18 protein-coding genes and 1 riboswitch are annotated in these 24,848 nt (G+C 48.1%); of the genes, 14 read left to right on the top strand and 4 right to left on the bottom strand.

The genetic code is table 11. The features are described from left to right. Positions 1-97: 97 nt before the first annotated feature. Positions 98-1,099, top strand: coding sequence for a DMT family transporter (locus Q1V85_RS19430; protein WP_300602230.1), 1,002 nt, complete (start codon positions 98-100; stop codon positions 1,097-1,099). Here the strand turns inward: Q1V85_RS19430 and Q1V85_RS19425 are convergent. Together Q1V85_RS19425 and Q1V85_RS19420 are read right to left on the bottom strand one after the other, a co-directional pair. Then, positions 1,096-2,859 (bottom strand): RagB/SusD family nutrient uptake outer membrane protein, encoded by a 1,764-nt coding sequence (locus Q1V85_RS19425; RefSeq protein ID WP_300602229.1) that lies wholly within the window; start codon positions 2,857-2,859, stop codon positions 1,096-1,098. The genes Q1V85_RS19430 and Q1V85_RS19425 overlap by 4 nt on opposite strands. Positions 2,860-2,882: 23 nt before the next feature. Next, positions 2,883-6,152 carry a TonB-dependent receptor gene (locus Q1V85_RS19420; protein ID WP_300602228.1) on the bottom strand — a complete coding sequence of 1,090 codons (3,270 nt, stop codon included), beginning with the start codon at positions 6,150-6,152 and terminating at the stop codon, positions 2,883-2,885. Positions 6,153-6,676: 524 nt separating this feature from the next. Beyond that, positions 6,677-6,789: riboswitch (SAM riboswitch) on the top strand. Between the two features lie 147 nt (positions 6,790-6,936). Between Q1V85_RS19420 and Q1V85_RS19415 the strand changes: the two genes are divergently transcribed. Next, entirely contained in the window at positions 6,937-8,106 is a 1,170-nt protein-coding gene (locus Q1V85_RS19415) for a PLP-dependent aspartate aminotransferase family protein (protein WP_300602227.1), read from the top strand. A 333-nt stretch (positions 8,107-8,439) separates the two neighbouring features. On the opposite strand, the gene Q1V85_RS19410 is transcribed toward Q1V85_RS19415, so the two are convergent. Further along, positions 8,440-9,393: an aldo/keto reductase gene (locus Q1V85_RS19410; protein ID WP_300602226.1), complete on the bottom strand. Its 954-nt coding sequence runs from the start codon at positions 9,391-9,393 to the stop codon at positions 8,440-8,442. Positions 9,394-9,612: 219 nt separating this feature from the next. Between Q1V85_RS19410 and Q1V85_RS19405 the strand changes: the two genes are divergently transcribed. The 5 genes from Q1V85_RS19405 (at position 9,613) to Q1V85_RS19385 (ending at position 14,079) form a co-directional block, all read left to right on the top strand. Beyond that, on the top strand, positions 9,613-10,143 hold the full coding sequence (locus Q1V85_RS19405; RefSeq protein ID WP_300602225.1) for a DinB family protein: 531 nt from the start codon (positions 9,613-9,615) through the stop codon (positions 10,141-10,143). Further along, positions 10,144-11,061, top strand: coding sequence for a hypothetical protein (locus Q1V85_RS19400; RefSeq protein WP_300602224.1), 918 nt, complete (start codon positions 10,144-10,146; stop codon positions 11,059-11,061). Next, entirely contained in the window at positions 11,058-11,738 is a 681-nt protein-coding gene (locus tag Q1V85_RS19395; RefSeq protein ID WP_300602223.1) for an ATP-binding cassette domain-containing protein, read from the top strand. Before Q1V85_RS19400 ends, Q1V85_RS19395 begins: the two co-directional genes overlap by 4 nt. 756 nt (positions 11,739-12,494) lie before the next feature. Continuing rightward, on the top strand, positions 12,495-13,343 hold the full coding sequence (locus Q1V85_RS19390; RefSeq protein WP_300602222.1) for a methylated-DNA--[protein]-cysteine S-methyltransferase: 849 nt from the start codon (positions 12,495-12,497) through the stop codon (positions 13,341-13,343). 157 nt (positions 13,344-13,500) lie between these two features. Beyond that, a complete protein-coding gene (locus tag Q1V85_RS19385) occupies positions 13,501-14,079 on the top strand; it encodes an alpha-ketoglutarate-dependent dioxygenase AlkB (protein ID WP_300602221.1) in 579 nt (192 codons plus the stop codon). 853 nt (positions 14,080-14,932) lie between these two features. Here the strand turns inward: Q1V85_RS19385 and Q1V85_RS19380 are convergent. Next, positions 14,933-16,987, bottom strand: a complete 2,055-nt coding sequence (locus tag Q1V85_RS19380) for a M13 family metallopeptidase (protein WP_300602220.1) — start codon at positions 16,985-16,987, stop codon at positions 14,933-14,935. Positions 16,988-17,338: 351 nt separating this feature from the next. Here Q1V85_RS19380 and vgrG point away from each other — a divergent pair, with 351 nt between their 5' ends. From vgrG to Q1V85_RS19345, 7 genes are all read left to right on the top strand, one after another. Next, positions 17,339-19,183 (top strand): type VI secretion system Vgr family protein, encoded by a 1,845-nt coding sequence (vgrG, locus tag Q1V85_RS19375; RefSeq protein ID WP_300602219.1) that lies wholly within the window; start codon positions 17,339-17,341, stop codon positions 19,181-19,183. Between the two features lie 11 nt (positions 19,184-19,194). Further along, positions 19,195-20,079: a hypothetical protein gene (locus Q1V85_RS19370; protein WP_300602218.1), complete on the top strand. Its 885-nt coding sequence runs from the start codon at positions 19,195-19,197 to the stop codon at positions 20,077-20,079. A 42-nt stretch (positions 20,080-20,121) separates the two neighbouring features. Next, the gene (locus tag Q1V85_RS19365) at positions 20,122-20,337 is read left to right on the top strand and encodes a hypothetical protein (RefSeq protein WP_300602217.1); all 216 of its coding nucleotides are present in this window, start codon (positions 20,122-20,124) and stop codon (positions 20,335-20,337) included. Then, positions 20,327-21,898, top strand: coding sequence for a hypothetical protein (locus Q1V85_RS19360; protein ID WP_300602216.1), 1,572 nt, complete (start codon positions 20,327-20,329; stop codon positions 21,896-21,898). Before Q1V85_RS19365 ends, Q1V85_RS19360 begins: the two co-directional genes overlap by 11 nt. Positions 21,899-21,914: 16 nt before the next feature. Then, complete coding sequence (locus tag Q1V85_RS19355) at positions 21,915-23,012, top strand: Imm5 family immunity protein (protein WP_300602215.1); 1,098 nt, start codon at positions 21,915-21,917, stop codon at positions 23,010-23,012. Positions 23,013-23,219: 207 nt separating this feature from the next. Further along, a complete protein-coding gene (locus tag Q1V85_RS19350; protein ID WP_300602214.1) occupies positions 23,220-23,879 on the top strand; it encodes an MgtC/SapB family protein in 660 nt (219 codons plus the stop codon). A 17-nt stretch (positions 23,880-23,896) separates the two neighbouring features. Continuing rightward, on the top strand, positions 23,897-24,253 hold the full coding sequence (locus Q1V85_RS19345) for a hypothetical protein (protein WP_300602213.1): 357 nt from the start codon (positions 23,897-23,899) through the stop codon (positions 24,251-24,253). Positions 24,254-24,848: the final 595 nt, after the last annotated feature.

The raw sequence follows: 24,848 nt of genomic DNA, 5'->3' as shown, positions 1-24,848 counted from the left end.
TTCCTGATCAAACAAAAATTGCAACACACCCGATAAATTTAATAAAATATTACCCCTGATCTGTTCTAAATTTGCGCCCTCGTTTTATTAAAGATTTATGAAGCAGCAGCAATATGGTCCTTCTAAAAAGGATCCATCACTCAAAGGCATTTTACTGGCGCTTACCGGGGCCTCTTTATGGGGCATTTCCGGCACCTTCAGCCAGTTTCTTTTCCAGCAACGGGATATCAATGTAGAATGGCTGATGGCTATGCGGATGCTGGTTTCCGGCATCCTGCTGCTGGCCTTCTCCGGAACGAAAAAAAACAGCGACCTCTGGAAAATATGGCAAACCAAAAAAGACGGGCTCCAGTTATTGATATTTGGACTTACCGGTATGCTGGCCGTACAGTATACTTATTTCGCGGCCATCCGGCATTCCAACGCCGCTACCGCCACCATCCTGCAATATGCCGGCCCGGTAATCATAGCCGTGTACCTGGCGCTTAAAAACAAAAAAGCACCTACACGGCCTGAGTTGCTTGCAATCCTCATGGCGGTGTCCGGTACTTTTTTGCTGGTAACCCACGGCGATATTCATACCCTGAACATTTCGCGTACTGCCCTTATACTGGGAATTGCCTCCGCCGTTGCCCTGGCTATTTATACCCTGCAACCCGTATCCCTGTTAAAAAAATACAGCTCCGCAACGGTTATCGGCTGGGGCCTGCTGATTGGCGGTGTGGCCATTTCCTTTGTGAAAGCGCCCTGGCAAATAACCGGGATCTGGGATGGATACACGTATAGCTATATCCTGTTCATTATCCTGCTGGGTACACTGGTACCCTTTTATGCCTATCTCAGCGCGGTACAGATCATCGGCGGACAAAAAGCCAGCCTGCTGGCCTCTGCTGAGCCGCTTTCCGCAACCATCATCGCAGTATTATGGCTGCAGGTCCCCTTCGGACTGATTGATGTAACCGGAAGCGGGCTTATTATCGCCACCGTATTGTTACTAGGCCGTAAAGAACGCAGCAGCCAACCGCCTGTTGCTGCAGCTAAAAATTCCGCAGACAGGGTGCAGCCGGCACCGGAGCAACCCTGCCTGCGGATTGATTAATGCAAGGTAGGATCAAAGGAACCACCCCAGTCTTTGTTTTGTTCCAGCCTGGTGGTTTTATTGATAATGCTTTGCGCAATCGGGTAGAAGTAATACTTGTCGGGTACGATGTTCTTTTGAACACCTGTTTGCGGTACCTGAACCACGGAGTATTTGAAATTTTCTTCCGTCAGGCTGAACGTACTCGCCTGCTGCTGCGCCTGCAGGATCGGCATCTCTGTTCCATTGGCATTGATGGCAATGGCTTCTACCCCGCTCTTTGTTTTTTGATCCAGCAAGCTGAACAACCGCCAGCGGCGCAGATCGTTAAAACGATGCCCTTCAAAACACAGTTCAATATTCCGTTCGTCCATAATGGCCTGCCGCACATCTTCTTTTGAAACAGCCGTGATGCCATAAGTGCTTCCGGCCCCGGGTTCAATGCCGGCCCGTTTCCGGATCTCGCGCAGGAGCTCCAGGGCATCTGCGGAATGACCGGTTTCATTAGCGGTTTCCGCATAGTTCAGCATCACTTCCGCAAAACGCATCAGTACAAAATCAATATCATACTGCTGTACATTGGGCTGGGTCAGGTTCAGGTTACAGTTCTTCAGGATAAAAAAGCCGGTGTAGGTATTGTTGTTGGTCGATTTATCTGCCACATTGGGATTGATACCGAAATTATCATTGGCCGAAGCAATACCCACGCTGGTATATTGTTTATACCCTTTCGCGGTTCCCGCTACCGGGAAGGTTTTGGCATTCCATAGAATGGATTTTTCAAAACGCGGATCCCGGTTCTTCCAGTAGGCCTGAAGGAAGGCCGCATCAGACAGTGTATAGTTGCCGCCGGGATCGTTGTACCGTTTACCATCCTTCATGGGAAATGCCTTTACAAACTCCCAGGTAGGACATGCCGAGGCATTTCCGCGGCTCAGGGAACCCGGCCGTGCACCAAAATCCCAGCCGGCGGTTTTACCGGGAAATTTATTTATCACCGGGAACACGATCTCGGCGTTCTTTTCAGACAAAGCAATTTTTCCATAATCTTCGATCAACCCATATCCCTGGCTCTTCAGGCTTTCGTAGGCTTTTTTATTCTCTGTATAAGCATCGGCCCAGTAAGCATTACTCCAGGGGTTACCGGGATTGAATAATGGCGAGGCTTTATACAGCAGCACTTTTGCCTTAAAGGCCTGTGCAAAATTGCCATCGATATGCCCCCAATCCGGTGACGTTACATCGATCTTGGCCGGTAATAAGGTAATGGCTTTGTTCAGGTCCTCAATAATAAAATCAAAGCATTCTTTTGTGGAGTTACGCGGCAGGTCAAGGTCATCCTTATACCGGTCCAGCGGTGTTTTCACAATTGGCACACCACCGTATTCTTTCACCATGGAGAAATAAGTATATGCCCGCATAAAATACGCCTGGGCCAGGATGCTTTCTTTTTCGGCCTGGCTCAGCTTCCCGGCCTGTACATCCCGGATGGCAAGGTTCGCCAGCCGCACATTGGCATAATCCCAGTTGGCGGTGGAAGCGCCGGTTACGGTAATGGCATTTTCGCCAAAGGCGATGCCGGAGAGCTGTTCACTGTTACGGTCGGCTGCCACATTCCAGTTTCCGAATTTGTTATACAGGTTGGCCACAAAGGCATTGGCCTGCTGCAGGTCGTTCCATACCTGCTCCGGCTGATAGTTGCTCACATCTTCAATATCCAGTTCTTTTGAGCAACGGGTTCCGAAGATGATGATACATAAAAACAAGACTATTTTTTTCATTTGAATATCTGTTTGGAGGTCATTTAAAAAGTAAGGTTCAGCCCGGCGGTCAATGTTTTCATCACCGGGTAAGAATCATAGTTCTTCTGTTCGGGATCCTGGAATTCTTTCAGCTTTGAAATGGCAAAAAGATTGGTTCCGTTTAAAAACACCTGTGCATTTACCAGCTTTAGCTGGCGGATCCACCGGGCAGGAAGGGCATAACCGATGTTGAGGTTTTTCAGGCGGGTATAGGCACCGTTCCGCATCCAGAACGTAGATCCGTCACTGCCGGACTCCAGCCAGTTTTGTCCTACCACGCGCGGGTACCTGGCTTCGGGATTTTCGGGGGTCCACACATCACTGGCCCAGATGGGGTAATATACCCGGAAGTTACCGCCCCACTGGCGGATGCCCGGTCCGTCCTGGTTGCTGACCATTACATCATAGGAAGTTACCCCCTGGAAATGCGCATCCAGCGAAAGTCCCTTCCAGGACACATTAAAACCAAAGCCATAGTTCACTCTTGGCTTGCCATTCTTGCTCAGCAACTGCACATCATTTCCATCGATCCTTCCGTCGGCACCGGGCTTGTAGCCATCGCCCCGCACATCTTCATAAATAATGGCACCCAGGTAGGGTTTCCGGCCATAATAGTTATATCCTTTTGCCGTTAACTCATCCAGCTGCTGTTGGGTGCGGATGATGCCGAGCGCTTTAAAACCATAGATGCGGTCTTCAGGCTGCCCGATACGGGTACGGAAATGTTCCACACCGCCCGGTCCATAGGCCACCGGCTCGTCCAGCACATCCCAGCGGTCGCGGGCATAGCCCATATTCCCATATACTGAATAGGAAAATTCCTTCCCGGCGCGGTCACTCCACTGGATATCAAACTCCGCTCCTTTGAAGGAACGGACGGCGTAATTTTCCGGAGCAGGCGTGGTACCATATACATCCGGAATGGCCACCACGCGCGATGCGAGGATGTCTTTCATCTTGTTAGTAAACACATCCAGTCTTCCGGAAAGGCGGCTGTTTAAAGTGGCAAAGTCCAGACCAATATTCTTGTTCACCACTGTGGCCCAGGTAAGGCCAGGCACCGGAACGGGGCTCGGCTGTATGGTTTTATACAAGCGGTCGCCAAATACGTAGGGCGTACTATTCTGATAGGTTTCTTTATAATAAAATCCTTTAATCGTTTCGGGGTTGCCGATACTGGTATAATTCAGATCGTTACCTGTGGTACCGTAGGAAGCTCTTAACTTCAGTTCATTTAAAAACCCTACATGGTCTTTAAAGAAGGATTCCTGCGAGAGCCGCCAGGCCAGCGATACAGAAGGATAAGCGCCCCACTTATGACCGTTGGCAAAGGCACTGTTGCCATCATAGCGGAGCGATGCATCCACGATATACCGGTTGGCATAGTTATAATTCAGCCGGCCGATCCAGGATTGTGCGGCACCCAGTACTTCGAGCCCATCTGCAAACCGGTCTGCCGGATCTGCCGAATACGGAAAGAACTGGTCAATATTCGCAATGGGATTATACGCTGTGGAGACCGACCGGTACAAATGATCCTGCCGCTGTTCAAAAACTGCAAGGGCATCCACTGTATGCTTACCAAAGCTGCGGTTATAGGTGAGGAAGGCATTGAACTGGTACTTCCAGCCATTGTCCTGCTGGTAGCGTAAAAACGGTGCCTGCTGACTGAAATTAAAGATATTGGTCTTATTGGGATCAGGCGGGCCCGGTACAAACCGGTTTTGCGGATCGCCCTGTATGAACACGTAGTTTTTCTGGAAGGTCATATACCATTTCCGTAAAAAATCATTGGCTTCATAGTTGCCTACGATCTTGGCGGCCAGTCCCTGGGTGATCTTATGCAGGTTAATGTCCAGCGTTGCGATGGTGTTCAGCTGCCGTTTCCTTGTTTTGATATACCGGTCGCCCATTACCTGGTCAATCACACTCCAGGCCTGCCAGCTACCCATGGGTGTTTGCACCGGGTAATCGGTTATATGACCGGCCGGGGTTCCGTCTGCATTAATATAAAACGGATAAAGCTTGGGCCAGTTAAAGGTTACCCGGTAAAAATCAGATACATCATAATCATCATCCGGGGAGAAGGGCCAGTAAAACTTGTCGGAATTCTGCTGTGCCGCAGCAATGTTCATGTTCAGCTTAATATCGTTCGTGATCTTTGCCGTGATATTGGAACGGAGGTTGAACTTTTTATAATCAAGGTTTTTATAAGACCCATTCTCACCGGTATAGCTCACCATGTTGTAGTAGTTCAGCTTTTCTGTTCCACCCGAAACATCCAGCAGGTACTTTTGTACACTGGGGTTGCGCCATACCCAATCATTTACATTATAGTTCTTGTCTTTAAAATAATTAAACTCGGTTTGTCCGTTGGGCAGCGGATCATTTTTCTTATTATACTCATTGTTAAACTGCACCACCCTGTTCTGGTAAATGAGCTCATCCGTGGCCGTTGTAAGATCACTCAATAATGTTCTTGTGGGTCTGGATTGAGAATAAGACGTTTGAAAATGCAGGGTCGGCTTTTGGGCGCTTCCTTTTTTTGTAGTAACCACAATAACCCCGTTGCCCGCTCTTGAACCGTAGATGGAAGCGGTGGCTGCGTCCTTCAGCACGTTTAACTGGTCGATCTCATTCGGATCCAGCGCGTCAAATTCTGCCTTGCCTTTGATAACACCGTCGATCACATACAGCGGTTCGCCATTGGCACCCCGGATACGGATGCTGGAGCTGGCTCCCGACAAACCGGAGGTATTGGTAACCGTTACCCCCGGTGCCCTTCCTGCAAGGGTATTGGACATATTTGCGGCTGGTATATCGGTTAATTTTTTGGTGCTGATACTGGTAACGGCCCCCGTAAGATTGGAGCGTTTCTGTGCACCATAGCCCACCACCACCACTTCATCAAGGGCGGCTGCAACGGCCGAAAGCCGGATCTGTAATGCGGCTTCATTCCCCACCGTTACTTCCTGTGGCTGGAAGCCAATAGCGGATACTTCCAGTACCTCTCCCGCGGCTGCATTGATCCGGAAAGAGCCGTCGGCTGCGGTAGCAACGGCCGTAGATTTTCCCTTTATTTTAACGGTGGCACCGGCCAGGGGATTGCCGGCAGAGTCGGTTACCGTTCCCTCAACAGGCGTTGCCTGGATAAATGAAGAAACAGGGATACCGGTAACAGGCCTGGTTGCGTGCAGGGCGTTTACCTGTAACAACAGGCAACACAGCAACACCGGCAAGCCAATAACATACTTCTGGAATCTTGTTTGCATAAGCGCTCGTAATTTTTTGAGTTTAATAAATGGAGGACAATTGGAACAAGTAAAAAAGGCTGCATTATGGCAATGAACTGGCACAACACACCCGCTTATACAGATATGCTTTATATGCTCAGGTACTTTCTCTTTTTCAGGCAGGCCTCTTTTTACTTCGGGACGGGGCGGAATTACGTTTGATTTTTTAGGGTCATAGTAGGTTCAGGGAGTTTGTTAAAAAATAGTGAATAGCAAGACAAATGTTATCGAAAAAAATGCAGAAACAAAATTTTTTCCGATATTTTTTAAAACAAAATCGACGAAAGATTAATATTTATACAATAACCCGGCATCTTTTTTAAAAAAATACACAAACAAAATCCTGGCATCACCGGGGCTTTCGCAGGTAGAGGCATCAAGCTTTACCATTCGGCAATGTATCTGCAGCGACACCGGCAACAGGTATTCATCAAAAAAAATCTGTAAAAAAATTTGGCGGCCTCCGCAAATAGTTTATACTTTTGCCCCAGTTCTTGAAATGATTCTTATCCAGAAAGACCGAGGGACTTGACCCGATGACGTCTTGGCAACCTCCGCATTGCGCGGGAAGGTGCCACCTTCAACCAATCCGCCAGGGCGGATGGAAAGATAAGTTAGAAAAAGCCTTTTCATTTATTTGTAAAATAGCTGAATGCGCTTCTGACTTGTCGGGAGCGCATTTTTTTTTGCTCCCGGCATTCCTGTCGTTCGTTTTTCCGGATGGATGTTCATGAGTTATTCTTCACTATTAAAAAAACAAAAAATGAAAGCGCAAACAAAAATCCTGCACAGCATTCCCGCAGATGAGCTCACCGGTGCCATCTCCACTCCTATTTATCAAACCTCAACCTTTGTACAGGATGCACCTGGCGTGCACCGGGGATATGATTACTCCCGTACCAACAATCCCACGCGGGCCACATTAGAAAAACTGGTTGCCGAACTGGAAGGCGGCAGCCATGGATTTGCTTTTGCCAGCGGCCTGGCGGCCATCGACGCGGTTGTAAAACTACTGGCCTCCGGCGACGAAATCCTGGCGGTTGATGATATTTATGGCGGCGCCTTTCGCCTGTTTACCCATGTATACCAGAAGTTCGGCATTAGTGTGCGTTATACAGATACCACCGATGTGGCCAATGTAGCGGCAGCCATAACCCCGCGAACGAAACTGATCTGGATTGAAACGCCCACCAACCCAACGTTGAAGATCTCCGATATCCGCGCTATTGCGGCGCTTGCAAAAGCGCACCAGCTCCTGCTTTGCGTAGACAATACCTTTGCCTCGCCTGCAGCGCAAAAGCCGCTGGAGCTGGGGGCCGATATCGTAGTACATAGTGCCACCAAGTATCTTGCCGGGCATAGTGATGTGATCGCCGGTGTTGTCGTCACAAAAACAGCGGCGCTTGGCGACCAGGTCAAGTTCATTCAGAATGCTTCCGGCGCCATACTGGGGCCCTTTGATAGCTGGCTTGCCATAAGGGGTATTGAAACCCTTCCGCTGCGCATTGCACAGCATTCGAAAAACGCACAGGCCGTTGCTGAATTTCTGCAAACCCAGGACCTTGTAAGAAATGTTTATTATCCGGGACTCTCCACGCATCACAACCATGCGATTGCAAAACAGCAGCAACAATATTTTGGCGGCGTTATAAGCTTCGACCTGCAGGTTGATGAAGCCGATATTGCAACACAGCTGGTAAGATCCACGCGTTATTTTCAGCTGGCAGAAAGTTTGGGTGGTGTAAAAAGCCTGATCTGTTTACCCAGTGAAATGACGCATAAATCCATTCCGGCCGACATCCGCCGCAAGGCTGGTGTTACGGATAGTTTGATCCGGCTTTCTGTAGGACTGGAAGATGCAGAGGACCTGGTCGATGATCTGAAAAAAGCCATACGGGTAGCAACAGGCAGGCTGGCTACGGCGGCGCTTTAAAAGGAGCATTGGAACAATGAAAAATTGTTTACAGCTATGCTGCGTCCTTTTTTGCATGCCTGATCATTTACTGTCAGCAACAGGTCTTGTTACATATTGAAGATCGAGTATCCGATCATTGTGCTAAGCGCAGTCGAAGCATCCCTGTAATACAGGAACGTGCAATAATTGCGAGACCCTTCGGCTCCACTGCGTTCCGCTCAGGGTGACGAAACGGATCATCTGATCATTTGTAACAAAAACGAATCATCCTTCCATCATTGTTATAGTTGTTCTGTTCCGGTTTATTGGAACAGAACAACTATATAATATGGGCAACCTATGGTTCAACACCTAATACGCACTGGCTGCATCCAGTGTTGCCAGCGCATCTTCAGAAAGCTGCAACCGCACCGCATCGGTCATACTTTGCATCTGCGCTATACTGGTAGCACTTACAATGGGTGCGGTAACAGAGGGACGCGACAATAACCAGGCAAGCGCCACAGCTGCGGGAGAGGTGCCGTATGCTTCAGACACGCCATCCAAGGCAGCCAGGATCTTCATTCCCCGGTCATCCAGCATCTTTTTCACACCTCCCCCGCGGGTACTCTTTGCAAGATCTGCATCAGTCCGGTACTTTCCGGTTAAAAACCCGCTTGCCAGCGCATAGTAACTGATCACACCTAACCCGTGTGCGGTAACGATCGGTTCATATTGCGTTTCATACTGCTCCCGGTGATACAGGTTATACTCCGGTTGTAAGGTTTGATAAACCGGCAGCTGTCCAGCAACCGAAGCGTTAAGCGACGCTTCGAGGCGTTGCGGCGATAAGTTGGAAGCACCGATCCAGCGCACCTTTCCATCCCGGATCAGCTGTTCATAGGCCTCCAGCGTTTCTTCTACCGGTATGGCTTCATTATCAAAATGGGTCTGGTAAAGATCGATCGTATCCGTTTGCAGACGTTTTAATGAATGTTCCACCTGCTTCAGGATATACGCTTTTGATGTATCGGGCTTCGGCTGTCCGGCCATGCTTCCGCCCACCTTGGTAGCAATCAGTACGGCGTTCCGTTTCCCGGTCTTCTTCAGCCAGTTGCCAATGACCGTTTCCGATTCACCACCCTGGTTGCCCGGCGCCCAGTAGGAATACTGGTTGGCCGTATCGATCATATTAAACCCTTCGTCGGTGAAATGATCCAGCAGTTCAAACGAGGTGCGCTCATCAGCGGTCCACCCAAAAACATTGCCGCCAAAAACAATGGGTGCTATCTGCAGGTCTGTACGTCCAAGTATGCGCTTATTCATATTTAGTTTTAAGGATTAAAACAGTTCAGATAAAGGAATTGTTCGGTTAACGCCTGAAAGCCCGGCCCTTTTGTACTGCTTTGGCCCGATCCTCAAACATGCCGAATACCCAGTTATCTTCCTATAGCCCTGGGATCTTACTGTATGGGAGCCGGTTATCCTTTGAAACCAACTTATGAGTTATATTTGTAACTACATTCAATTTAAACCAGTAACAATATGAACAAATCAGCCATTCACCCCATGCCGGCATATTTCGACCGCTATATTAACCAGGTACCGGATGAACTGGAAATTGTACCTGCGATTCAAAAAAGTATCCTGGACATCTATCAGCTGGATAAAGAGAAGATCGACAGCCTGGGTGACCAGGTGTATGCACCCGGTAAATGGACCATCAAACAGATTCTTTTACATATTGCCGACTCAGAGCGGGTATTTATATACCGGGCGCTACGCTTTGCAAGAAAAGATAGCACACCGGTACAATCATTTGATGAGAACCTGTTTGCCGATCATTCCAATGCGGGCGAACGCACCCTCGAATCCCTGCTGGATGAGCTGGTGGCCGTTCGTCAGAGCTCCCTGGCCTTTTATAAAAATCTCAACAATGAGCAATTACTTTCCGTAGGCCATACCTACAACGCAGAAATGTCGGTACTGGCCATGGGCTTTACCATTGCAGGGCACCAGGCCCACCATTTTAAGATCATTGAAGACCTTTATTTTCCGTTGCTGAATGCGCAATAAATGAATTTCTATTTCCGCTTGCAGTTCCGGCTGCTCAACCGGCAGATAAAGGACTTTGGCCTGCAACCCTTATGGGGATGGTTCCTGGGCATTGCAGGCTTTGTCCTTGTTTCATGGTTGTTGTTCTCAAAAACCGGTGCGGCCATTTACCTGTACCTGTTTACGGCGCTCTCCTGGCTGCTGCAACTCAGCAACCGGAAAAGAACCAATTTTCTCCACATCACTTTCCCGCAGGGATCCCTGCGCCGGATACGACTGGCAGAGAACGCAATTGTTGCAGCGCCCTTTGTATTGTTTTTGCTCTGCCGGCAGTATTTCATTGCCGGTTTATTGTTATTACCGGCCGCCTTATTGCTCAGCTTTATCAATCATGTACCCGGTATCAGCACCACCATTCCAACTCCGTTTGGAAAGCGGCCGTTTGAATTTCTGACCGGCTTCCGGCAATCGCTGTTGCTGGTGATAGCGGCCTACCTGCTTACGGGCATTGGCATTTTCGTACACAACTTCAATCTCTGCCTGTTTGCGCGGGGTGCAACCATTTTACTCATCTGTTCTTTTTATACCAAACCGGAGCCCTTGTTTTATGTATGGAATTTTGCCTTTAGTCCGGCCGGTTTTTTAAAAGAAAAAATAAAGACGGCGGTATGGCATACCACCATTTTAACATTGCTGCCCCTGGTTGCACTGCTGGCCGCTTATCCTGATCAATGGTGGATGACCGGCGGTATCCAGTTGCTGGGCTATGCGTATATCATCCAGATCATCCTGGTAAAATATAGCGCCTATCCCGGCGAGATCCAGCTGGTTCAGCTGCTGATCTTTTCAGCCAGTATTTTTTTCCCGCCCCTGCTGTTTGGGCTGATCCCTTTTTTTTACTCCCGGTCTGTGAACCGGTTAGCAACATACCTTTCATGATCCAGATAACATCCCTTTCCAAGAGCTTCGGTGATCACGCAGTTTTAAAGAATATATCCGTTACGTTTCATACCGGGGGCGTATATGGCATCGTTGGTGAGAACGGGGCAGGGAAAACCACCCTGTTTAATTGTATTGCGGGTATTGAAGCACATGAGGGGCAGATTACAGCCAATCACACACCGCTCAAAAACCATTTGGGCTTTCTGCAAACAGAGCCGTTTTTCTTTTCAAAGATTACCGGGGCCGAATACCTGGAGCTGCTTTGCAGGGCCCGGCATAAGTCCGTTGAACAACCGGAACAAAAAAACATTTTCGACCTTCCCCTGAATCAATATGCCGCAACTTATTCTACCGGCATGAAGAAAAAACTGGCCCTGATGGCCATCCTGATGCAGGAGAACGATTACTTTATTTTGGATGAGCCTTTTAACGGGGTAGATATTCAAAGCAACCTGCTGATTACCGCCATCATTCAAAAACTGAAGGAACTGGGTAAAACCATCCTGATCTCCTCTCATATTTTTTCAACGCTCCACGAAACCTGCGACGAAATACACCTGCTCCAAAACGGCCTTTTCACAAAGAAAGTAATGCGGTCCGACTTTGACCTGCTGGAGCAGGAAATGAAACAGGTATCCATCGGCAATAAGATCGAGCAAATGGCGCTGAAATAAGCCGGTCGCATGCCGTTTTTTTAGTCGCCGGCAGCAAAAACGACCGCTTTCATTTATTAACCTGAGTCAAGGATTTTCTGATAAAAAAACATGAGTTTTGCACTACAAAATCAAACACACAACTGGCTGCTTAAAAACGGATTTGAATATACCATTATCCCTATATAAAAGATTGAGAGTCTATCAAAAACAGCCGGGAGTGTTCATCAGAACACTCTTTTTTTTGCACTATATAGCATCGTTCGCCAGCCGTTAACGCTGTACATTCCTGTTCCCGGCAACAACCCGGATTTTGCGGATCCAATACCGGTAGCCATTTTTTATGCCGTTGATCCATTTTCAAAAATGCAGCGCCGATCGGATCTGTCACATAGCATTAGAAGGAGATCTATTGCCTTGCAATGCGGCACAAATACGCTTTTGGGACCAAAAGATCTGATTTTTTGATAGCCAAAAAGTGCGGTGCGGCGGGAATCATTTGGAAGCGGTTTGTATTACCGGTGCGCTGCACCTCCATTCATTCCGGTGTGCGGTGCTAGTAATAGCAACGCTGCGGTGCAGCTTTGATCTTTAAGCTCTTAAAATTTAACTGATGCGTACGGAATGCCGGGTACGATGAAGCTTCCAGGTTTTATGTTTCCATTGCAGTCTGCAAAAATGCATACGCCTATTTGTCTATTCGCAAAACGGAACAACGCAAGAATCGGGTTTCTTTTTACAACCGCAGCCCTCAATTTTGTGTTATAAATTCGCATTATGAAGGTACAGGAAAAAATAAACTTCAATAAGGTAGCCGCGGCCATCGAATATATCCGCAGCAATTTTAAGGACCAGCCTGACCTGGAAGCCATTGCAAAAGCGGCCCATACCAGTCCTTATCATTTCCAACGCATGTTTACGGACTGGGCGGGGATCAGTCCAAAAAAATTCCTGCAATACATCAGCCTGGAACATGCCAAGCAGGTATTGAAAAACAACGAGGCTTCGATTGCGGACGCAGCCTTCGAAACCGGGCTTTCCGGAACCGGTAGGTTACACGACCTCTTTATTAATATTGAGGGAATGACACCGGCAGAGTATAAAAACGGAGGCAGCAACCTGCAGATCAACTATAGTTTTGCAACCAGTCCGTTTGGCAACCTGCTGGTGGCATCCACTACCAGGGGTATCTGCTATATGGCTTTTTATGATGATGCAGCAAAGGCACTTGAAGCACTGAAACACCGGTTTCCGAATGCAAACTTCCTGGAGCGGCTGGATTCATTGCAGCAGAACGCGCTGTATATTTTTAAAAATGGTCATGCACCACTACCACAGGTTAAACTGCACCTGAAAGGTACCGACTTTCAGCTGAAGGTTTGGGAAAGCCTGCTAAAGATCCCCATGGGGCAGCTGACCACCTATGGTTCGCTGGCCGCGCAGATCGGAAATCCCAATGCCTCCCGTGCCGTGGGTACTGCTATCGGCAGTAATCCTGTGGCCTACCTCATCCCCTGCCACCGGGTCATTCAGTCTACCGGGCATACCGGCGGTTATATGTGGGGCCCTTCGCGCAAAACGGCAATGATCGGATGGGAACAGGCAAGGGCGCAGCATGGGGAATAACATTCAAAAGACTAAACTCCAAATTCTAAGACCCAAAAGGCAAGATCCAGGGCCCAAAAGACTCAAAAAACAAAACACAAATAGCAAGATACAAACAGCAACAGCCAGAATACAAAGGCTGTGTTTGCTGTCCTATATTTAAAATACGATTTCATTTATGCAGAATCTCTTACCCTATGACGGTATTGTAAACTATTATGGCCAGATCTTTACACCGGGAACAGCGGATGCTTATTTTACCCGGTTAATGGAAACCATCGACTGGCGGAATGACGAGGCCGTCATCTTTGGAAAACGGATCATTACCAAAAGAAAAGTGGCCTGGTATGGCGATAAAGATTTTGCATACACGTATTCCAACGCTACCAAAACGGCATTGCCCTGGACAGAGGAGTTATTGGCACTAAAAAAGATCAGTGAAGAAACAACAGGTGAACAGTATAATTCCTGTCTGCTCAATCTTTATCATACCGGCACCGAAGGCATGGCCTGGCATTGCGATGAAGAACGGGAGCTAAAGAAAAACGGAGCTATCGGATCGCTGAGCTTTGGCGCCGGAAGAAAATTTGCCTTCAAACACAAGACCAGCGGCGAGCGGGTCGATTGCTTTTTAGAACATGGAAGTCTGCTGGTTATGAAGGGTACTACCCAAACCCATTGGCTGCACCGGTTGCCTCCCACTAAAAAAGTGCTTACCCCCCGTATCAACCTTACGTTCCGGAGCATACGTGGTTAAATTTGGAAATGTGAAAATTTGGAAATGTGGAAATGTGGGAATGCGGGAATGTCGAGATATGAAAATGTGGCGGGGATGGTAAGTGAAGGTTAGTGGTCAGTTTTCAGTGGTCAGTTTTTAGTTTTCACATGATCCGGTGCGGTTTGCAATTTTGTCTTTTGTTTTTTGCTTTTTGATTTTTGGATCTTTGGTTCTTGTTTTTTGTTCCTTTTTAGAATTTAATATTTAGAATTTCAGCAGTCAGTTTTTAGCTTTCAGATGATCTGGTATGCTTTGTGATTTTGTTTTTTGATCTTTGGATTTTGGTCTTTGTTTTTTGGTTCTTGGATCTTGCCCTCTTTTAGAATTTAGGATTTAATATTTAGAATTTTAGCTGTTGGCTTTCAGATGATCCGGTGCGGTTTGCAATTTTGTCTTTTGTTTTTTGTCTTTTGTCTTTTGGTTCTTTGGTTCTTGTTTTTTGTTCCTTTTTAGAATTTAGGGTTTAATATTGGGTGACAGGACGATCAAATGAGACATTGATTTTTGTTTCTGGTTTTGATATTTGTTTTTGCCCTTTGGACCTTAGAATTTACCGATTACGATTTAGCTCCCCAACCTTACGCATTCACTATTACCCATTGCCTGTTCAATGTCGTTTCCTTAAGCAATTTTTATGATTGCCGCAGATGCACAGATTGCGCCTGCGGCGCTTTTCTGCGACATTATTGTAGTTAAAGCCGATACCAAATCTGCGCATCTGCGGCTTTAAGGGAACGACATTGATGCTCTATTGACCATTCACCATTGCCTGAAAAAAAGCCATCCTGATCGAATCAGGACGGCCTTTCTAACAAAATAAACAAGAAACAAATCACCAGATCTTAGCCCGCTCATTTTCGGGCTTGTACATTTTATCGCCCGGTTTTACATCAAAAGCTTTATACCAGGGTTCAAAATTTGTTAATGGTCCGTTCCCTCTCCATTCGGCAGGCGCATGCGGATCGATCTTGATCAGCTGTTTAGCGCGTTCGGGTGTTGATTTACCCCGCCATATCTGCCCCCAGCTCATAAAAAAGCGCTGATCCGGGGTAAAACCGTCGATTAGTTCATTTCCCTGTCCCTGTTTGGTTTTCTTAAACGCATCATAGGCGATGGTAATTCCTCCCAGGTCTGCAATATTTTCACCCAGGGTCAGCGAGCCGTTTACGTGTACGGAATCCAGTACGGTATAACGGTTAAACTGCTCTTCCACCATTTTTGTTTTTTCTTTAAACTTCTTTTCATCCTCCGGCGTCCACCAGTTTTTCAGGTTCCCGTCTGCAGCATATTGTGCCCCCTGGTCATCAAAACCATGCGTCATTTCATGACCAATCACTGCTCCGATGCCACCATAATTAACAGCATCATCTGCCCCAAAATCAAAGAACGGAAATTGCAGGATCGCCGCCGGAAAAACGATTTCATTAAATGCCGGGTTATAATAGGCATTTACCGTATTGGGCGTCATGCCCCATTCTGTACGGTCTACCGGTTTTCCCAGCTTCGCCAGGTTGCGGTTATACTCAAACGCAGCAGCCTTCAACACATTTTGCGCATAATGCTCCGCAGTAATCTCCAGGCCCGAATAATCTTTCCAATGATCCGGGTAACCGATCTTTTTCATAAAAGCGCCCAGTTTGGCTTCCGCCTTTTGTTTGGTAGCATCGCTCATCCAGTCCAGGTTCTTGATCCGGTTGCTAAAAGCATCCTGCAGGTTCTGCACCAGCTCCACCATCTTCTGCTTGGCTTCCGGTTTAAAATACCGGTCTACATACAGCTTGCCCAACTGCTCCCCGATCGAATTATTGATCACCTGCATTACCCGCTCCCAGCGTGGTTTTTGTTCTTTCTGACCGCTCAGGGTTTTATCATAAAAATCAAAATGCGCTTCGTCAAAACTCCGTCCAAGATAAGGCGCCATATCAGACAGCAGGTTATAGGTAAGGTAGGTTTTCCAGGTATCCAGCGGCGTGGAATGCAGCAGCCCGGAAAGCGTTTTGTAATACTGCGGCACGGTTACCAGCAGGCTGTCCTGCCCGTTGATGCCCATTTTTGCAAACACCTCTTTCCAGGAAATACCCGGTGTTTGTTTGGAAAGCGCATCGAGGCTGAATTTGTTATACATTTTTTGCGGATCCCGCATTTCTTTTGGATAAAGGGAAGCGGCTGCGAGCTTTTGCTCCAGGTCAAAGATGGCCAGAGCCTGCTTTCCAGCAGTTACCGAATCGGCTCCGCCCAGTTGCAGGATCTTTCCGATATATGCCTTATAGGCCTGACGGTTTTTTTCGGCACCGGCATCCTTATCTGTATAATAATCTTTCGACGGCAATCCCAATCCGCCCTGTGTAAACTGAACGATATTTTCAGAAACATTCTTATCATCCGGCCCTATAAAATTGGGGAATACCGTTTGCAAACCGGTTTTCCCGTTTGCGATAACCACATCCAGCAGTTGCTGCGGCGTACTAATGGCATGAATGGCATCCAGTTGTTGCTGCAGCACTGCGATTCCAGCCTTATCGATAGCCGCCGTATCCATACCGCTTTTATAAAAGGCCGCTACATTGAACTGGGCGGTTCCGGCTGTTGCTTTTTCTTTTGAAACATCCTCCAGCAGTGTGTGTACCGATTTATTGGTTTTATCCCGCAGTTCGTCAAAACTTCCCCAGCGGGTTTTATCACCCGGTATAGCCGTATTCCGTATCCAGGTTCCATTTACATACAGGAAAAAATCATCACCGGGTTTTACAGTAGTGTCCATATTGGCCCTGCTCAGGTAGGTAGCTGGTTCCGATGTGGCTTGTTCGGCAGGTTTGCTGGTATTTACACCACAACCCACTGTGCCGGCCGCCAAAACCCCGGCAACAACTATTTTTTTATATCGCATAAAATATTAATTATCGTTCAAAGTTAATTATCCCGTACTGTATGAACCCAATATTTACACAAACGGTAGTGCGGCTTCTTTCGCCGGTCAGGCACCCGGCACCCACTCCTCAATGGTTCAACATCAACTTAATCCGGATTAAGTTATTTTTAAACTATTTCAACAGACAGGCCTGCTGTTCATCTTGGTACAAACTTTGTTCCTTTATTTGTCCTTCTTGTTTTGTAAGAAATACCCTTTTTATTGAATAAGAAACCGTCTGCCGGAAGAACCTCAGCCCTTTTTCTTTCCAGCGGATTGCTCTTTTCCAATTATAGCGCATGCATTCCATAACCGACAAAAAACTTATTTATGGCCCAGCTCACCCAACCCATGTTTAGCATCAACGGCAAACCCATTGCCCAGTTCACCACCTTTTCCCTGAATCAGTCCATCTTTGAACATCATCGCTTTACGCTTACCTGTCCGGCTCAAACCATTGACGGAAAGGCCGGTATCTTCAACAATTCTAAAAATATGATCGGTGCCTCTTTTGGTGCGCGCATAACCGGCACCGGTACCAAAGGCGACCTTTTGTTCAACGGTATTGTAACCGGCGTGGAAACGGCGCGGTTTACCGGGCATCACGGGGATGTGGTCATTACCGGATACAGCCCTACCATTATTTTAGACAGTGGTCCGCATTGTAAAAGCTGGGAAAAAAAAGCGGTTAAAAACATTGCGCAGGAAGTATTAAAATTTTTTCCGCAGAACCTGCTGGAGCCAAAGATCCAGGTAATGTATGGAGAAACCCTGGCATATATGGTACAATACAAAGAAACCGCCTGGCAGTTTTTGAAGCGGCTGAGCGGCACTTTTGGAGAATGGATTTACTGGAATGGCCGGAACCTGGTCATCGGGCAGCCCTCCGGGGGGCCAACCGCCTCCCTGGTTTACGGCAGCCATCTCAGCAGTTTTAATATTTCCCTTCAGGCCCGGCCCACACAGATGCAGATGATGGGCTGGGATTATATGAACAGCCAGGTATATACCAGTGCCCCCCATGGTATTGAGCAAAAAGCCGGTCTCAACCCCTGGGGTGAGCAGGTGTATAAATCCGGGCAGGCCGTTTATGGAACCCAGCCTAAACTCTGGAACAACCAGTTCCTTACCAATAAAAAGCAACAGGATGAGCTGCTCAATATCCGCAGTGCGATGGAAAGCAGCCGCATCGTGCGTTTTAACGGGCAAAGCGGACATCCGGGTGTTGCAATCGGCGGCACCCTTGAAGTAAAGGGCAATAATGTATTCAGCAGCCAGTCTGAAGGGTACGGCGATTACCTGGTTACTGCCGTTAACCACCATGTAGATGCACAGGGTAATTATAAAAACGATTTCTCCGCCGTTCCGGCCAGCATAAAAGTGCCGCCGGTTGAAGTGCATCAGGATCCCGTTTGTGAAACCCAAAGCGCCATCGTAACCGACAATAACGACTACAACGGCCTGGGCCGGATCCGTGTAAAATTCCATTGGATGAACGGATCGGAAAGAACCCCATGGATCCGCGTAACCACACCCCATGCCGGAGGGGGAAAGGGCATGTTCCTCCTGCCCGAAGTAGGTGAAGAGGTCATTGTTGGGTTTGAAGGTGATAGTGCTACCAAACCCTATGTGATCGGCGCTGTATATCATGGCAAGGCCAATAACAGTTTTGGAAATGCCGGCAATGATGTAAAGGCCCTGCAGAGCCGCAGCGGGAATAAGCTGGTACTAAACGACAATGAGGGAAGCGTACACCTTACGGATAAGGGTGGCGCCGATATGAAATTTGATGGCGCCGGCAATGCCGTTACCAATACCAACAGTGACTATACCGTAAATGCGGGTGCCAACCATACCAGCAAAGTAGGCACCAACCAAACCAATAAGGTAGGCTCCGTTCAAACCAATAACGTAGGCGAAAAACATACCACGGATGTAGGCAACGGCAGCAGTGTGCTTACGATGGACAATGCCGGCAATGTAACCATCAACGGTAAAACAAGCGTAAAAATTGCAGTAGGTTCACATCAGCTCGTTATCGATAATTCCGGGAAGGTAACGCTCAACGGGGCCAACCTGCATGCAACCATGACCGGCCAGCTGAATATGAGCGCACCCAACAACCATATAAAAGGCATTACCAAGCTGGACGGCGGGGATGTATTTGTAAACTAATAACCGAACCTATGAGTGGAATCATAAATATCCGGGAGCCGTTCTCTGAAAAGTACACGCTCATTATTGAAACCGATATGCGGGCGGTGAATATTGCCGCCTACTCCCGCGCCCGCATCCGCTGGGATTTCCGGGTACTGCGTGTGGGCCCGGAAGCACTGGAAGTAGAACTGATCCGGCTGGATAACGTATTGCTGGAGGCCACCAATCCGCTTACAAAAGAAGTACAGCAGGTAAGCGATGTATTTGGCAGAATGTATAATGAGCTGCACCTGGTACTTGACCAGCGGGGCCAGGTACAACGGGTACTGAACCAGGACATTATCCTGGACAAATGGGCCACGGTTAAGGAGGAAATGCAGCAGCATATAGACCATACACCGGAAATAAAAGACGTTATCCTGTTAAACGACGCCTTATTTCAAAGTGCGGAAAAAATGGTTACTGCCATACAGCACAGCGAATTCTTTATGCTTTACTTTAACCACCTTTACGGCCATTATTTTCCGTTCCGCGCAAAACGGGAACAGCAATATAATTTTTTCAATACGGCAATGCTGCACCTGCAATTTGGCGGGCACCTGGTTTCCGAAGGCAGTCGCACCGTTCAGCTGGAAATCCGCGGCACCCCGCTTTTTGGTCTTGGCGGGTTTACAAAAAAAGCATACGCCCAGTTTGCCGATCAGCTTCCGCTGCATAAACTGGCACCGGTAATTGCAGACAACAGCAATTACCTGCTGGATAAAAAGACCGGAAAGATCCTGGAAGCAGCCCGCCAGAAACAGGAGATCGCCGATGAAAAAAATCTTTATCTCAAGCTGGATTACCACTTCCTTTCGGAAGAAAAATACCGGGAACGTTTAAAGACGCAGCCGGCGTTCTATGAACCTGTTTAATACATACATCATCGCGATACCATGCAGGAAAAAACACAAAAAATGAAAAGCTTTCAAATCGGGAACAGCCGGTTCCAATGGAACCGTTCCGGCCGTTGCTACACCCTTGCCCTGCTTACACAAAAAGACGCTGGTGCAGGCATCGTCAAACGGAAAGCCCGCATATTCCGCTTACGGATTGCACCCCATGGCGGCCTCCGGATCGAATGGCATCATCGCACCCAAACCCTTCAAAAAATAAGCGGCTATGGGCAATAAGATCATTACAGAAAAAGACTTCTGGATCTGCAGCGAAGGAAACATGCCCGCGCCCTTCCAGGGCACAAGGCTGGGGCTTAAAAAAAAGAGCGGCGACATTTATATCACTACAGAAGATAAGTCAACCAGCAGCTGCGTGGATTTCAGTTGTAAGAAATACATGCTCCTGATGGCGATTGCCGCAGCGGTACTGGTAGTAGGGGCCATATTGCTGGGTGTGCTTACGGTAGCCACGGGTGGTGCCGCGCTGATTGCCATCGGCGCCCTGGCCGGACTTGCCGGTGCAGCCATCGGTGCCGTTGTGGGTGCCCTGCTCTGCGGACAAAAAATGTCGGGTAAACGGACCTGGGTGGGCGGAAAACAAAACTTTATCTCCCAGGGCACACAGACCATCACCGGTGACCATGTTATGACCTGCCCCATCGGAGGCGTGATTACGTTTGCACCCCAGATCAAGAACTGGAGCCAGGCCCTTTCCATGGGTGCGGCCAATTACATTGGCGGACTGATGGAAGGCATGATGGCCGGAGCTGCTGTTGGAATGGGCGGCGCAGCGCTCAGCGGTGGTGCCGCAGCCATGAGCGGCGGGGCCGGGTTACGCGGATTATCCCAGGCGGCCCTGCAATTTGCCAAAAGCATGCCTAAAAACTTCCTGGTAAATGCGGTTCAAAGCTTTGGTAAATTCGGGCTGGCCCTGAGAGGCGTGCTGGGTGCCCAGAACGCAGCCGCCACTTATGGCAACACCGGTACTGCGGGCGCCGGTGATTTTACATCCGGCTTTTTCTCGATGGAAACAGGCGCCGCTCAATCCGTAAAAAATGTGTTTACCGGTAACGGCTCCTGGCAGGATTTTGCCGGCATCGCGCTGATGTTTAGTCCTGTGGGCAAGGGCGTTCAGGATCTTGAAGGAAAAGGAAAACCCAAAGCAGAAGAGCCGGGAAGCTCCAAAGCAGAGGAAGCAGAAACCCAAAAGCCCGAAGATGAAAACAGTAAGCCGCAGCCCGATGCCCAGGAAACGGAAGCCGCCAGGCAGGAAGGTGATGGCGCATATGAAGCAGAAAAAGTACCGCTGACGCGGGAACAGGCCATCATTGAATCGAGGGATGCCTATAACAAGGCCACCAATAATGCCGGCAAACTGCCCGATAGTCAAAACGGTAAAACAACAGCATCAGACGGTATCAATACCGTTAGCGGTTACGCACCAGACAGGATCAGTCAGAAAACAAGGACCAATATGGGCGGCGTTACCGATGTGCCTCCGCAGGATGTCATCAATCACTCCAACAACATCAATCATACGCTCAATGAAAATGCAAGCATTGATAACGGAGTACCAGGGCAGGCCAGCGCCAGCCATGCCGAAAAACAGGTAATGACCAATAAACCGGGCGACCCTGTTGGCGTTTCACGGCCTATGTGCAGCAACTGCCGTGAATTTGCGCAGAAACAGGCCGATGCACTGGGACAGGACGTAGTGGTTACAGATCCGAACGGAACGCATATTTTTGAGCCGGGCGGAACAGAACCCATAGACATCGGGTGGGATCCAATTGATTAATAAAAACAGCAAAAACATGCTTGAACAAGTATTAGCAGCAGCAGTAAAGGCGTTGAATGAAAATCCGCAGGGGCATCTTCCTTTAAAGCACCGGGTGGCCGTTATGAAAAGTCTGAACGATCCCGGCATCGTTAATAAACTCTTTCTTGAATGTGCCAAAAAAGTGCTCCCGGTCTGGTACCAGGATTTTCCGGAAAATCCCTCCATGATCGCCATGCTGACCAGGGCCGACGCATTCCTTTACAACCAGGAACAAACCGATTTTATGAAGCTGGGGGATCAGTACCGGAACTATATGGAGAGCACCCCTGGAATGGCCGGGATGGCCGGTCTCAGCGCGGTGTCATTGTGTTACAGTATGGCCACGGGTGCTGCAATGATCCTGGATATTGAAGACTACGATGGACAGGACGATGGCGCTTTTGACTGGGACACCTGGAACCCCGACTTCTATGCCTCTATAGCTTTTGCCGGCGGCAACCCTTTTGTAAACGAGGGCGACCCGCAAAAACGTCGGGCCTTCTGGCAATGGTATCTCCAGGCTGCCGACCAGCTGGCGCAACAACCCGGCGAGCGGCTGTCTGATATACCCGTGGAAACAGAAGCGGTCATTTCCGAAGCTTTTAGCCGCACGCAAACCTATACACAGCCGGCGCTGATGGATATGCTCAAAAAAGTCATCGAGCTTTCGCTGGCCGATCTTCAAAAGAGTGACCCGGACGTTCAATGGGAGCAATTGGAACTAAGCGGTGAATGTATGAAGGCCGGCATCGGGATGAAGGGCTTTTATATTTTTGAGGGCAACCAGGTTCCGTTTAAACTGAAATATTTTCTTCAGAAAGGCGACCAGTCTACCATTATCCTGATGAACAAAATCAAATATGCCATGTACGAGCAGGCACCAAAAGAAGGCGCCTGGATGGGCTTCCGCCTTGTGGCCGAAAAGGATCTCGACTTTACCCTGGACCTCAACTATGATCTGCGCACGGCCCTTCCCGGAAGCAGGCAGGATCCCGAAAACTTTAAGCAGGAATTTGAAGCCTTTCCCCGGGCAAAAGCTTATACCCCCGACTGGTGGCAGGCTATCCTTGGAAAAAAAGCGGCTTACCTGTAAATCACAGGCCATTATACGGAAAGAAAGACCATTTTCCTACAGGCTACCTCAACAATCGGCAGTTTTTGTAATACCAGAACAAATAAAAAATGACCAGGGCGCAGAGCGCCGATACCATTCGCAGCACAAACACCCGGTAAAGCGATGCATGCGCATGCGGACCGGGCCCCTGTTCCCGGGAACCGATAAAATTTGTAATTTCAATACATGATTGAAAATGTTATCAGCGGGTTCGACCTCAACACGATCATTACCCAATTAATAATGATCTTCGTTTCCATACTGATCGGTACGGTCATTGGAGCAGAACGGGAATACAAAAACAAATCGGCCGGTTTAAGAACCTTTATCCTGGTATCCTTCGGCTCCTGTATTTTTACGATCTTATCAATCCGGATAGGAGTCGGGAATCCCGACCGGCTCGCCGCCAATATTATTACCGGTATCGGCTTCCTGGGTGCCGGTGTCATTTTTAAAGACAGTACCAAGATAGAGGGCATTACCACTGCCACCACCATCTGGGCCACGGCTTCCCTGGGTATGAGCGCCGGAGCGGGACATATTTATCTTGCCCTGGTGGGTACCGCTGTAGTACTTGTAATTCTGAAACTGCTGATGCCCATTCAAAAATTTATCGACAATCATCATAAGATCCGGGAGTATAAAATTGCCACCGCCACCATTACGGACTTTGAAGCCTGTATAGCATTATTCCGTGAGTACCGTTTGAAACCGTTGCTGGTGAGCGAGCAAAAAAGCGCTGAAGGTTTTTCACGCACCTGGCAGGTTACAGGCACGCTTAAGAACCACAACCAGCTGGTTTCGCGGATGGTGCAGGATCCCAGGATCCTCTCCTATCATTTTTAACGTTTAAAAGGTAGCACATGAAAAAGAACATCTGGCTTAAAGATCCCGAAAAACATGATTATCCGGCCGCCCAGGACTACCTGGAACTGCTATTCACGCCTGTTGCAGCCAAAAAGATCGCCGCCCAGCTACAAAAAGCGGTAACCATAAAGAAAAAATCAAAAGATATCTTAAGAGCCAGTAAACTTCCCCTGCTGCCTGAAGACAATATCCATGTAAAAGAAAACCTGAAAAAATTCCGGAAAGCACAAAAGCTATCCCCCATCCTGCTGGTACGGAATGAAACGGCGCTGATCATTGCCGACGGCTATCACCGCCTCTGCGCCAGCTATTATCTTACGGAAGACCTGGAGGTGCCGTGCAGGTTGGTTTAGGGGAATTTGGAAATGTGGAAATGTGGAAATGTGGAAATGAAGATCCGGCTTCATTCGGTGGTCTTTTCCTCCTCCGGCAAGGGATTATTAAATTTGTTCCCCATTATTGATACCCTGAATAAATGGCAAACTGGAATTTATTTGAAAATTTGAAGATGTGGAAATGTGAGAATGTGGAAATGGGAATCCGTTCTACCTCATGATCCCTACTCCGATAGCGATCCCATACCAGGTATCGAACCAACCCTAAGGTTAAATGGCGTTCAGTTTTCAGTCGATTTCTGGAAGCTGAAAGCTGTAAGCTAAAAGCTAAACGCTGTTGTCTCCTCCGTCTCACTGTGCTCCAAACCTTTCAGGATTTAAAATGTAAAAGTGATTATTCCTTTCCACCTGAGGATTCCAATCTGTTGCAAAATGTACATCCATCAAGTATCAAACGGATTCCTCTTTGAATTTATAATATCCCGCTATCAAAAATACTAAAATAATAATTTCTTATCTTTGCGTTCAAACTTATATACATGCGAACGCTAAAGTTGATAAATCACCTGAGCGATGCAGCCATAAAAGAGCAGCTTTCAATCATGGCAGGAAA

Source organism: Niabella sp. (genome assembly GCF_030150205.1).
Classification (GTDB): Bacteria; Bacteroidota; Bacteroidia; order Chitinophagales; family Chitinophagaceae; genus Niabella.
This window is presented reverse-complemented; position numbering and strand designations above follow the sequence as displayed.